14 protein-coding genes are annotated in these 12,702 nt (G+C 39.7%); 2 read left to right on the plus strand and 12 right to left on the minus strand.

Features of this window, described 5'->3' with window-relative positions:
• Positions 1-3 precede the first annotated feature (3 nt).
• On the minus strand, positions 4-219 hold the full coding sequence (locus MBBTH_RS10800; RefSeq protein WP_133241922.1) for a hypothetical protein: 216 nt from the start codon (positions 217-219) through the stop codon (positions 4-6).
• Between the two features lie 157 nt (positions 220-376).
• Between MBBTH_RS10800 and MBBTH_RS01010 the strand changes: the two genes are divergently transcribed.
• The gene (locus MBBTH_RS01010) at positions 377-1,594 is read left to right on the plus strand and encodes an MnmC family methyltransferase (protein ID WP_116591184.1); all 1,218 of its coding nucleotides are present in this window, start codon (positions 377-379) and stop codon (positions 1,592-1,594) included.
• Here MBBTH_RS01010 and MBBTH_RS01015 read toward each other — a convergent pair.
• From MBBTH_RS01015 to MBBTH_RS11060, 8 genes are all read right to left on the minus strand, one after another.
• Positions 1,584-3,443, minus strand: coding sequence for an MSCRAMM family protein (locus tag MBBTH_RS01015; RefSeq protein WP_116591185.1), 1,860 nt, complete (start codon positions 3,441-3,443; stop codon positions 1,584-1,586). The genes MBBTH_RS01010 and MBBTH_RS01015 overlap by 11 nt on opposite strands.
• Positions 3,444-3,795: 352 nt before the next feature.
• Positions 3,796-5,580 (minus strand): glutamine--fructose-6-phosphate transaminase (isomerizing), encoded by a 1,785-nt coding sequence (gene glmS / locus MBBTH_RS01020; RefSeq protein WP_116591186.1) that lies wholly within the window; start codon positions 5,578-5,580, stop codon positions 3,796-3,798.
• A gap of 5 nt (positions 5,581-5,585) precedes the next feature.
• Complete coding sequence (cobA, locus tag MBBTH_RS01025) at positions 5,586-6,302, minus strand: uroporphyrinogen-III C-methyltransferase (protein ID WP_116591187.1); 717 nt, start codon at positions 6,300-6,302, stop codon at positions 5,586-5,588.
• A gap of 9 nt (positions 6,303-6,311) precedes the next feature.
• Positions 6,312-6,956, minus strand: coding sequence for a phosphoribosylformylglycinamidine synthase subunit PurQ (purQ, locus tag MBBTH_RS01030; RefSeq protein ID WP_116591188.1), 645 nt, complete (start codon positions 6,954-6,956; stop codon positions 6,312-6,314).
• Positions 6,957-6,964: 8 nt separating this feature from the next.
• Positions 6,965-7,231: a phosphoribosylformylglycinamidine synthase subunit PurS gene (gene purS, locus MBBTH_RS01035; protein WP_116591189.1), complete on the minus strand. Its 267-nt coding sequence runs from the start codon at positions 7,229-7,231 to the stop codon at positions 6,965-6,967.
• Complete coding sequence (gene purC / locus MBBTH_RS01040; protein ID WP_116591190.1) at positions 7,232-7,960, minus strand: phosphoribosylaminoimidazolesuccinocarboxamide synthase; 729 nt, start codon at positions 7,958-7,960, stop codon at positions 7,232-7,234.
• A 117-nt stretch (positions 7,961-8,077) separates the two neighbouring features.
• Entirely contained in the window at positions 8,078-8,362 is a 285-nt protein-coding gene (locus tag MBBTH_RS01045; protein ID WP_116591191.1) for a hypothetical protein, read from the minus strand.
• A gap of 5 nt (positions 8,363-8,367) precedes the next feature.
• The gene (locus tag MBBTH_RS11060) at positions 8,368-8,745 is read right to left on the minus strand and encodes a flagellar protein, FliL (protein WP_243409604.1); all 378 of its coding nucleotides are present in this window, start codon (positions 8,743-8,745) and stop codon (positions 8,368-8,370) included.
• A 99-nt stretch (positions 8,746-8,844) separates the two neighbouring features.
• Between MBBTH_RS11060 and MBBTH_RS01055 the strand changes: the two genes are divergently transcribed.
• Positions 8,845-9,048, plus strand: a complete 204-nt coding sequence (locus tag MBBTH_RS01055) for a hypothetical protein (RefSeq protein ID WP_133241923.1) — start codon at positions 8,845-8,847, stop codon at positions 9,046-9,048.
• A gap of 48 nt (positions 9,049-9,096) precedes the next feature.
• Here the strand turns inward: MBBTH_RS01055 and MBBTH_RS01060 are convergent, their stop codons facing one another.
• From MBBTH_RS01060 to MBBTH_RS01070, 3 genes are all read right to left on the minus strand, one after another.
• Entirely contained in the window at positions 9,097-10,587 is a 1,491-nt protein-coding gene (locus tag MBBTH_RS01060; protein ID WP_116591193.1) for a sodium-dependent transporter, read from the minus strand.
• A gap of 154 nt (positions 10,588-10,741) precedes the next feature.
• Positions 10,742-11,794 (minus strand): UPF0104 family protein, encoded by a 1,053-nt coding sequence (locus MBBTH_RS01065; RefSeq protein WP_116591194.1) that lies wholly within the window; start codon positions 11,792-11,794, stop codon positions 10,742-10,744.
• Between the two features lie 58 nt (positions 11,795-11,852).
• Positions 11,853-12,692, minus strand: a complete 840-nt coding sequence (locus tag MBBTH_RS01070; RefSeq protein ID WP_116591195.1) for a LicD family protein — start codon at positions 12,690-12,692, stop codon at positions 11,853-11,855.
• Positions 12,693-12,702: the final 10 nt, after the last annotated feature.

The following is a 12,702-nucleotide window of genomic DNA, read 5'->3' on the forward strand; positions in this document are numbered from 1 at the left end:
TGATTAACCTCTCAGATTACCAGCTGAACTTTCATGTTTCAATCCGTATAGCCCATAGCTTTTTGTGTTTTTTCCTTGAATATATGTTTCTATTTGAGTTTTAACATCATCATGATCTTGCAACGTTACACACAGATTTGCAAAACCATGGTTGGTCACATATTTTAAAGACATTTGATCGTCCCATCCATATCCGCAAATTGAGGATACTTCAGACAAAGCAGTTTTGGAAAAATGCTTCGGACAACCGTGAACTGTTAAGATTCACAATTGCCAATATACTATTATTAGAAGTAGTATATAAATGCCTATGTTGAAAAAATGTTACAACTAAACAATTATTATTGATGAAGACCTAAAATGTTATCTAGATACAATGAGTTATGAAGACGATGCCCGAATAATCAGCGACGACATTTTTGAATTGGTCAATGAATGTTTCCGTCAGGAAAGAAGTACCCGAAATATTGAAAGTAGAGTTAATTTTTTTGATACTTACAATGATTACTTTGTTTTAACGGATGATGGATCCTATTCTATTAATTCAAAGGAAATAAATCATAAAGTTGAAACGCTACATACATCTACAGGAGCAATAAGTGAGTCATTTGAGAAATTCATCAAGCCGATGAAATTCGACTACTCCTCAGACATTGCCGTTTTGGACATATGTGCAGGATTGGGCTACAATTCATCAGCTGCAATAGCTGACTTCATTAAAAACTCAAATGCCAACCTCACCATAGATATGGTTGAAATATCAAAGGCAACATTCGCCTGCGGACTTCTCGTGCCTTCACCGATACCTGAACATGACATAACCAAAAGGGCAATTGAGGATGAGCTCATAGCACAGGATTATGCTACATTGAGCCTTGAGGAAACAGAAATTCCAGAAAACATCAACATTAACGTGTACATTGAGGATGCAAGGCAGACCGTCCAGAATCTGGCTGACAACACCTATGACGCCATATTTCTCGACCCGTTCAGCCAAAACATGGCCCCCGAACTATTTTCTGTCGAATTTTTCAAGGAATTCAGACGCATAATCAAGGATGACGGAATAGTTGCAACCTATACCTCATCAGCGCCCGTTAGGGAAGGATTCATCGATGCGGGCTTCTACATTGGCCTGGGCCCGATATTCGGAAGAAAGCAGGGAGGAACACTTGCAAGCCCAAACCCCTCAATGCTTGAGCATTCCCTTCCGAGAAATGATGAGATAAGAATAGCATTGTCCGATGTCGGAATACCATTCAGGGACCCTGGATTGAACGGTTCAAGCGAGGACATCCTGGAGAGGAGAACCGAGGAAAGGCACAACGCACGTCACAACACCAGAATATCATCTGCTGTGAAAACACCGATATTTCTGGGCGATGAAATGGATGACGAGAAGCTGAAAAGACGCGTTGAGAGAAATCTTGCCAAGATGAACATTCCATCAACAACCTCCGACGAAGCCAGATACATCGTTGAAGTTGAGGATGACTATCATGAAAAACAGGACGGCGAGAACAATTCAACAAATCGCATTTTGGAAATGAAAAAAAGATTAAAAAAAGTAAAAAATGAGGAAATTATATTTTAATGTAATTTCCACTCTTAAGTATGTATGCCACTTCTTTTGAAGATGGTTCTGGACCCCAGATGACTGTCAAGTCCCTTCCGGAACCGTCATGGTTGTGTCCGAATATTGAGAAGTCACAGTCACAATCTATACAGAAGATATTGCCCTCTGCACTGCCTTGCTCCACCTTACCAGTGAAAGGGAATACTCCCTCATCGGCGGTTTCAGATCCCGCCCAGAATATGCCCCAGTAAATTTCATGGCTTCCACAGTACGGACAGGTCCTGTCGAATTCAGTCATGTAGAATTTATATCCATACGTGCTCTCTTCACCAGCGGCGGACGGTCTTCCGACCACTAGAAGGGTTCTTCCATCTTCTGAAACACCATACTGATTGTATGCAATTCCAGTTTCATGCCTGATGACGGAAATTTGCCTGGTTACAGAATAACCGGTATCCAAATCCTTACATACAACCTTGTATTTACCGATTGGCAAATTGAAAGCGACCTTAGCAATTCCCTTGGAATCGGTCTTGACTATATGCTCAACACCATTGATTGAAATCATCATCTTGGTGTTTTTTGCAACCTTACCGTTCTGCTGCAGGAGTGTTGCCTGATATGTTGAAGGAGTGTTTTCAATGGCTCCTATGTCAACAGCCTTGACGGAAGCCAGCTTGACTGTAACCTTCTTGCTCAATGTGTATTTGGTGTATGGGTCAACTGACTTGAAGACGTAAGTTCCCCTTTCCATCTTGAACTTGACGGTTGCAACACCATCTGAGTTGGTCTTGACAGTCTTTTTAGCACCATCAACATAAATGGTCATTTTCTTATTCTTGGCCAATTTACCGTCCGGCTTATGCAAAGTCACGGTGAACTTTGAAGTCTTGTCTGTAAATACTGTCATGGAATTTGCAGATAAAGGTTTCATGATTGTAATGGTATTTGTCTTTTTCTCACCGGTTTTCGGATTTATTGATATGATCTTATATGTTCCCGGTGCGAATCCTGCCGGAATTGACGCAACACCTTTACTGTTGGTTTTCTTGTATATATAATATCCTTTAACATAGAATTTGACATATTTCTTCTTAAGAACCTTGCCGTTGGCACCATAGAATTTGGCCTTGAACTTTTTAGAGCCTTTATAATACTTTTTCAAATCAGATGATGTAACTGATGACTTTACAGTTATGCTGTTTGAAATCTGATATCCGTTTGGATGTATTGCATAGACCACATATTTTCCTGGTTTCAAATCCAATGCAAGGCTTGCGACACCATTTGAATTTGTCTTTTTGGTATATGTCTTGCCGTTGAGCTTGAACTTGACCTCAGTGTTCTTTAATGGCTTGCCGTTGGAATCCAAGAAAGTTGCAGTGTATTTCTTTGCGCTCTTGTATGGCTTTGTAACATCCTGGCCCTTGATTACAGGCAATATTTTAATTTTGTTTGTAGTTGTTATATTGCCAAAAATAGCTGAAATTGTGTATGTTCCCGGATTCAAATCGATCTTCAGTGAAACCTGACCTGAAGAGTCTGTTGTCCTAACGAACTCTTCACCATTGAGTTTCAATGTGACATTTGTATTTTGAACCGGATTTTCATCGTCATACAGGGTTACCTTATAAGAGGAATCGCCCTTATAATACATACTGACATCGCTACCCTTTAGAGTGTAATTTTCCTGAGCAGCGTCAGTTTCATCTGCGGATAATACCTCTACATCAGCCGATGGAGGTTCCTCATCCAACTCACCTGCGGCCATGTCGTCAGTTGAGTTTGAGTCAACTGCAGCAACTGCTGATATTGACAACATGAAAACAAGTGTCATTAAAATTAAAGTAATTTTCTTATTAAACATAACGTTAACTCCATTTAACATTTGTTCGTGTTAAACTATTATTAGTTTAATGTATAAAAAGCTTTTGATTTTTAAAAAGAGCTTAATACTTTTAGATTTTAAAAAAATAAGTCAAAATAAGTTAATAATTAGTATAACAAGGTAAAACTGATTGGAATAATTATCAAAAGGCTAATTCCATCTGAAATGAATGTATTTTAAAAAGTCTTAAATGAAACTAACCAAAAGATATGAAAATTAATTAACATGAAGAATTGAGATTAGATATCAAGTCAAAAATCAAATTACTAAGTAGATATTGTTTGATTTTAAAAAAAGAAAATTTTATAGCTTAAAATTAATTTTTAAGCTATTATTCAACAGTTACACATTTCGCCAAATTCTTAGGCTTGTCAGGGTCGTGACCCTTTTCAAGAGTGATGTAATATGCTATCAGTTGCAATGGCACAATGTAGACCAGAGGCGCAATTATTTCCTTGACCTCAGCATTGATTCCGATTACGTCACTTGATTTTGCCTTGAGTGACTCGTCATCGGCAGATCCTATTGCAAGCACATTTGCTCCACGGGACTTGACCTCTTCCAGATTACTCATTGTCTTGAAGTAATTGTCTCCAGGAGGAATTACAACCACTACAGGAATTCCTTCGTCAATCAAGGCCAAAGGACCGTGCTTAAGCTCTCCTGCAGCATATCCTTCACCATGAATATATGTGATTTCCTTAAGCTTCAATGCACCCTCAAGTGCTGTAGGGTATGAGTAGCCCCTTCCGAGGTAGAAGAAGTCACGAGCATAATTATATCTTTTTGACAGTTCCTTGACCTGCTCAACGCTTTCCAATGCCTCATCAATGAAGTCCGGAACCTTGTCAAGCTCTTTTAGGAGTTCAGCATTTTTGGAAATCAATGCTGCAAAGAGATAAATTGCTGTCAGCTGTGCAACATATGTCTTGGTTGCGGCCACACCAATTTCAGGCCCTGCCTGTGTCTGGATGACATATTGGGCCCTTCTTGTTATTGATGAACCTGCCACATTGACTATTCCCAGTGTCTTGGATGTCTGGTTTGCAACGTCCAATGCCTTGAGTGAGTCTGCGGTTTCGCCTGATTGGGATATGAATATCACCAATGTGTCCTCATTCAAGGTATTAGCAGAGTATTTGAACTCTGATGCAAGAATTACATCTGTAGGAATACCCGCAAGGGATTCAATCAGATATTTTCCTGTCAGGGAAGCGTGGTATGATGTTCCGCAGGCAACAAAGCATATCCTTTGAAGGTCGCCCACATCATCGATTATTTCCTGAATGCTCTCCTTTTGAGTCAATGTGTTTCTGACGGCAGTTGCCTGTTCATTGATCTCCTTAATCATGAAATGGTCATAGCCTTCCTTCTCGGCCATTTCAGGTGTCCAGTTGATTGTGTCTATCTCCTTGTTGACCACATTGTCAAATTCGTCATGAACAACGACTCCATCCTTATCGATGATGACTATCTCTCCCTTTTCGGGATAGATTATGTCTCTTGCGTATTTAAGGATAGCAGGTGAGTCTGATGCAAGGTAATAGCCGTCCTGACCTATTCCAACAATCAGTGGGGAGTCCTTACGTGTTGCGACAATCTTGTCAGGTTCGTTTTTGGAGATTGCGGCTATTGCGTATGCCCCCTTAATGACATCGATTGTTTTTCTCACGGCATGCTCAAGGTCGAACTTTTCGGCCATGAACTTCTGAATCAGGTGAGGGATGACTTCAGTGTCTGTGTCTGATTTGAAAACATGCCCTTCAAGTATCAGCTTTTCCTTTATTTCCAAATAATTTTCAATAATTCCATTGTGAACCACCGCTATAGTGCTGTCTTCATCAACATGAGGGTGTGAGTTCAGTTTTGATGGGTCACCGTGTGTTGCCCATCTCACGTGTGCTATACCGAAGTTTCCAGGCATGTCAGTTAGATTGAGCTTTTTGTCCACCTCTTCTATTTTTCCCTTATCCTTCTTGATGTGTATTTTATCTCCACTGAAGGTAGCAAGGCCAATGGAGTCATATCCACGGTATTCCAATTTGGATATGCAGTCAAAGAGTATTGGCGCCACATCTTCATCTTCCTTCAATATGCAGCCTACGATTCCACACATAATTATCACCTTTGATATTCGTAAATTTCCTTATACATGTTAACAACATCCCCTATAATCATTATTGCAGGAGTGTTGATTTTCTTGTCTGAAATGTCTCCCAATGTTCCGAACACCAGGTTCTCATCAGGCAGTGTTCCGCTTTCAACCACACATACCGGTGTGTCGGCTGAGCGGTATTTCATTATTTCAGCAGTATTTTCCTTAATGTTGCCTATTCCCATTAATATGATTAATGTGTCTGCAGTATAATCCCAGTGCACCTGGCTTTCGGGTTTTGTAGGGTCCTCATGGCCGGTCACGATTGTGACGGATGTTGCCACTGCCCTATGGGTTACAGGTAGTCCAAGAGAGGTTGGTGCTCCAATAGCTGAAGTAACACCTGGAATTACTTCAAATTTGATATCATGTTCCATTAAAGCCAATATCTCTTCTCCTCCACGACCGAAGACAAAAGGGTCTCCGCCCTTGAGCCTGACCACATTCTCATGCTTTTCGGCCTGGGCTATAATCAATTCATTGATTTGGTCTTGAGTTTTGTAATGTTCTCCTGCTTTTTTACCCACATATATTCTTTCTGCAGTTTCAGGAGCATGAGCCAATATTTCTTCATTAGCCAAATAATCATACAATACAACATCAGCTTTGTTTAGAGCCTTTACGGCCTTAAGAGTTATTAAATCAGCATCTCCAGGTCCTGCACCAATTAAATAAACTACCATTTTATCACTTTATAAGAATCCTTTAAAGAAGTTTAAACCGTCATCTGAACCGAAAAGTTCCTCACATGCCCTTTCAGGGTGAGGCATCATTGCACATACAAGGCCGGACTCGTCGCAGACGCTTGTGATTGCTTCCATTGAACCGTTAGGGTTTTTGCCTTCGAACTGCAATACGATTTGGTCCTGATCCTTGAGAAGGTCCATGTTTTCGGTGTAGAACCTTCCTTCAGCGTGTGCTATCGGAAGCCTGATGATTTGGTCTTTCTTGAATGCCTTTGTGAACGGTGTCCTTGAGGTTCCAACCTTGAGCTCAACCCATTCACAGTTGAATTTAGGATACTCGTTTGTGATGAAAATCCCCGGAACGAGTCCGATTTCACCCAAAATCTGTGCACCGTTACAGATTCCTAAAACAGGTTTTTCCTCTTTCACCAATTCCTTAATTCCATCAATGACTGGGGTAATGGATGCCATGGCACCTGCCCTCAGGTAATCCCCATATGAAAATCCGCCAGGAATAACGATACCGTCATAGTCTGTGAGCTTCTCCTCACTCCACCAGATATATTCGGGAGTCATGCCTGCGAGTTCTATTGCTTTTGCAACATCACGGTCGCAATTTGTTCCTGGAAATCTTATCACTCCAATTTTCATGCTCTCACCTATTTACCGCAAGCCATGTTCTGTGGAATAACGTTAATTTTATAATCGTGAATTACAGGATTGCAGAGCAATCTTTCACACATGTCAACGACGTTTTCTCTTATTGCTTCCCTGTCTTCCCCTTCCATTTGGAACTTGAGGATTTCAACGGTTTTCATGTTGGACACTTCATATCCAAGCAATTCGAGAGATCTTTCGATTGTTGTTGCTTCAGGGTTTAACATACCGCTTTTCAAAGAGATTTTAACTTCAATATCAAATAACATCTAAATCACCTTTTCATCATCTGGAATAATTCTATTGTACACTTCAACATAAGCTTCCATCACTTCATCGTCCTTTCCTTTCCTGAACAGTTCCTTGTCCAGCATATCCAGGGTTTCACTGTCCCATAATCTGCAGCTGTCCGGGGAGATTTCGTCACCTAAAATGATGTTTCCATCCTTGTCCTTACCGAATTCGACCTTGTAGTCCACGAGGATGATTCCTGCATCTGCGAAGAATTCCTTGAGCACTTCATTGATTTTCAATGCCTTTTCGGTTAGGGTGTCGATTTCTTCCTGTGTTGCGATTCCTAATGCCTTGATGATTGAATCATTCAACATCGGATCATGGTATTCGTCAGCCTTGAAATCCATTTGTACAATTGGCGGTTCAAGTCTTGTACCGTCTGCGATTGGGTATTTGCGAATTAAACTGCCTGTTGCAATATTTCTCACAATAACTTCAATCGGAATCATGTCAAGCTTGCGGGCAAGCATAACGTCAGGTTCAGGCAAGTCAATGAATTGGGTTTCCACGCCGTTTTCCTCTAAAACCTTAAAGATCTTAGCTGAAATAACCGCATTGTAAGCTCCTTTCTTGTTCATTACTTCCTTGCGTTCACCGTCGCCTGCAGTCATGTCATCCCTAAACTCGATGATTACCTTATCGTCGTCATCTGTGGTGAATACGCTTTTTACTTTTCCACTATTTATTAACTCTTTTTTGTTCATGATATCAACAGAATTATTAAATTATTATGATATAATTTTTGATTCTAATATTATATAAAAATAGTTAAAGATTTTCGAATGTCATGGACTTGCAGAAAAAAATAAAATGAAAAAAAGTTATAATCTGTCTATCGGAATCCCAACATGTTCTCTTTGAGGGAATTTCATGCCGTTCAAACGTCCATTGGGAAGTTCAGACAGTATTGTAACCGGAAACTCGCTGTCAGGGTTTATGAACATGTTGTGGGTCACGTCCTGACGGGTTGTTACGGCTATTTGAAAAGCATTGTCCTTAATGGTTAAATCACCATCAAGGAATACCTCATTGAATCTCTGATTTAAAAGATAGTCCGGCAAGTCAACATCAATGTCAAAATGCTCCAGAAGCTCTTTTAAAATCATGATTATCATTCCATGCTTGGAAGCTTGCCTTGATCTGAATCGTATGATGAACCTATAAGCTCACCGGTTTCAGTATCGTATTGTCTGAATCCGCCATCACGGTATGTGACCTCACGATAGTATCCCTCACCGTTTTGGGCGTTGAATTTCACTTCTTCACTTACAATATCGCTTACCTTATCAACCACTGAATCACCAGATGAAGAGCTGCTTGAATCAGAAGATGCAACATTACTTACTTTATCCACAACATCACCCACATTACTTGGATTGATATCCTCAATTCCAATACCTGCCTGGTTCATTACATGAAGTGCTGCGGCGCCACCAGCAACAATCACAACCGCAATTATTGCCAAAATAACTAAAATAAAGCCTTTCATATTTTCACCTCTTTAAGCTTTTCAATAGTTATATGGCCAATGCCCTTAAAATACTTTTCTGTTCCATTTATATATGATGTGAAATTAAAATTAATACACATGAAGTTGAAGGACACATTAATACTGCTGATATTCCTGCTTTCAATAATAGGTTTGATAATTGGAATCTACTACTCAGAAGACATCAGTAGTGAGAACTCTCATAAAGGCAGTTACGAAAGGATTTATGAGGATTCCGACGGTGTCTTGACCATTACCCTTGAAAAAAATGAAAAAAATGATTATTCAAAATTCTTCACCTGACCTTAAGGCCAGCTAAAAAAAAATAAAATTTAGGTCAATATCATTAACCTAAACTCTTTCTTCGGTGTTTTCCCACTCGGGATTCTTAGCCGGAAGCACTGTGAATACCAGTGTTGTGATTAACAGTATTGCCGCTGCGAGGATTGTGAAAAGCATCTGATCAAAGGACGCGTTTTTAATCACGTCAAACATTCCGCCAATCCAGACGATAGAGATGAAAATCGGAAGAATGTACTTGACAATCAGAAGCCACCATTTTCCAAGTTTGATTGTTCTGCTTTTAGAGTTTAAAAAGTCAATGAACTTTTCAGCCTTGAAAATCCAAGCGAATATGATACATTCAAGGATAACACCAAAGAGAATTGCAATCTGATTGATGAAGGTATCCACAAATCCAAGTATGGAGCCACCGTAAGCGGTTGCATACATCATTGAGATGACCGCACCGAATATGATGAGAATTGTCATGGTCTTGGACCTTGTCAATCCAAACTTGTTCTGGATTGAGAATGACAACGGCTCGATTGTGGAGAGGATACTTGTAAGACCTGCAAGGTAAACTGTCAGGAAGAACAGAGGTCCCAATACATAAGCCCATTGGCCCAATACATTGAATACTGTAGGATATACGACGAACACCAATCCGGTTCCCTGAGTTACCAGCTCAGCCACCGGTGTTCCGGACTGAAGGGACATGTAACCCAATATTGAGAAAACTCCCAATGCTGCAAAGTTCTCAAACAGTGAGTTTGCAAGCGCAATTGAGATGGTGTTTGTAATCAGGTCAGCGTCATCCTTGGTGTAGCTTGCATATGTGAATGCTATTGACATACCCAAACTTAAGGAGAACACGATTTGACCGAATGCAGCCATCCATATTTCAAAATTGCCCAGAAGCGACCAGTCAGGATTGAAAAGCTCCGCCAAACCTATTGAAGCGCCAGGCAGGGTAAGGGAGAACCCGACAATAATTACCATGATGACGAACAGCAAAGGCACGAGAACCTTTGACACCTTACCGAGACCCTCTTCAAGGTCCCTGTGTGAAATAAACCAAATGATTACCCAACCGACAAGCATTGCAACGGCAATGAGTGGAATGAACTGCAATAATCCCATGTAAGAATCTGAAGATTGAAGAAGGGTTGTTGTAAAGTAAACATTAGGATCAGCCCCCCAACCCTTGAAGAAACTCAATATGATGTAAATGCCGTCCCAACCAAGAATAGCTGAGTAGTAAATCATAATCATAAAAACTGCGACCGGCAGGAACCAGCCCAAATACTCCCATTTGGAGTTTATCTTCTTTACGGCCTTTGCAAAAGAAGATTTGAAATTATATCCGACACCATACTCCAAAATCAAAAACGGAATTCCCATCAAAAGAATTGCCACAATATAAGGGATGTAGAATGCCCCTCCCCCATTAGAGTACAGTACATAAGGATATCTCCAAATGTTTCCAAGTCCAACGGCAGAACCAATCATTGCGAGAATGAATGACAGGTTGCTGCCCCATTCATTTTTATCTTGTGACATAATTAATTTTCCTATACTATTATGTCAAGTATTTTTGTAGTTAGTAAGTTAAAAAGGTTTATATTTGAAAAAAGAAGTTTAATTTTAAAAAAAATGAAAAAATCAATTTAAACCAATGAAATTATTGGTCTAAATTAAACATATCTAAAATAAATTAGGCATCATCCTGCGGATTGTCCATACTCTCGGCGGAACTTCCCACTGAAATCCTGTCAAGGACTGATGAGCCGTAGTGAGGCAATATCACAAGACCTATAATTGTTGCCATCCAGAATGAGATGAGCCTTTCAATCAATGTGACCGGCGCTGCAAGTGACATTGAAACTCCTGCCTTTGAATAGAACCCTACCATCACACCGTCGACCGCTCCAAGACCTCCAGGCAATAAAGGAATCATACCGACAAGTGAAGCTATGATGAAAACCTCACCGATTACGACGACATTCAAAGTGGCTCCGAAGGCCAGGAAAACGATGTATACACGCAGAATCTCGAACACCCATATCACGAATGACAATGGGATTGTGTAGTACAAAACCTTCCTGTTTGAGATTAGCACCTTCATGGTGTCCTGAAATCCGAAGATGTTGTCGTGGATAGTCTTTTCCATGTTCTCAGATCCCTTCTTGTACACCCTGTTTACAATCCTTAAAATGAATTTCTCAATCTTGTATCCGAAATTCGGATTGATACATAAGTAGATTAGAATGCCCAGGATTGCAACGATTGCAATCACCGCCAAAATAAGAATGATTAAAAGCCATGTAGGCATCTGGAAGTAGAAGACTGTAGCCGCAATGGTTATTATTGCAAGGACAATGAACGGAAATGTGTCAAGCATCCTGTCGGCCACAACAGTAGCCAAGGTGTCCTTAAGGTAGGAGTCATGTTGCTCTGCAAGGATGTATGCCCTTACAGGCTCTCCGCCTCCACGACCGGAAGGGGTGATGTTGTTCACCGCAAGGCCCACCATTGTGATTGGGAGCAACTGGGCGAAGCTCACCTTGATGTCTGTGATGTTGATAATCCATTTCCAGCGCAGATTGTATAGCAAATAAGTGAAAATCTGCACACCTATTGCCAATGCGATTAATGCGGGATTGGCGTTTTTCAATGTTTCGATTATCTTATCAATCCCTACAAAATAAAGCATTACCGCCAGAATTGCTATGCTTAAAATGATAAAAAATGCAGATTTTTTGTCCATGGTTAATATATAACATTTTATACATTATAATAATTTTGAATTAAAAAATAGAAATTTGTTATTTGTATGGGCCGAAATCCAAGGTTTCGGTGATGTGATTATACCTGTCTTCTTCTGGAGGCAACTGCATATAATCTCCATAAAGACTTTTTAGAATATAATCATAATTAATAGGAGCATTCACTTCAATATCTTCAAATTTGACCCTAGTTACTGATTTGAAATCCTCTTTTCTGAATATTTGAGGATATTCCTCCGCAGTAGCGGAAATATCAAAAACATGAGTCGCATTAGGATTTTTATATTTTTTCAGAAAGTTTAAGCATTTCCTATTTAATGTGGAGGGATTAATTCTGAATAAATTTAGAATATGATATCCTGCATGAGTGATTACCTTTGTAACAATAGGCAAATTATCCAATTTAATTTTAGACATTATCATTAGCTTATTGTACCAAAATGACTTTTTAAGCTGGTAGTTTCTTTTAAATCCCTCTTCAGCCAAGTCATCCAGAACAAAGATATCCATGTTGATTCCAATATGGAAATCAACTTGACTAACCCAAGGCTCCTCAAATTTAGTACCTTTAAGCATTAGTTTTGCAAGCAAATGGAAATAATCTTCATTGGTTTCATTGCACAGCAATTCGTACTTATCATTATTGGAAGCAATGAAAATCTTTTTGAACCTTTCAAAGTCATCCCTGAACATGATAACATCCAAATCATCATCCCATGGAATGAATCCATTATGCCTAATTGCCCCCAATAGGGAACCTGCATACATATAATAGGTCAAATCATTCTCTTCACAAATCTTGATAAAATCTTTTAGAATCATCAATTCCAGTTCCTGCAGATGATTTAAGATTTTATCATCATATTCATTATAACTCAAGATATCACTA

Source organism: Methanobrevibacter thaueri (assembly GCF_003111625.1).
Classification (GTDB): domain Archaea; phylum Methanobacteriota; class Methanobacteria; order Methanobacteriales; family Methanobacteriaceae; genus Methanocatella; species Methanocatella thaueri.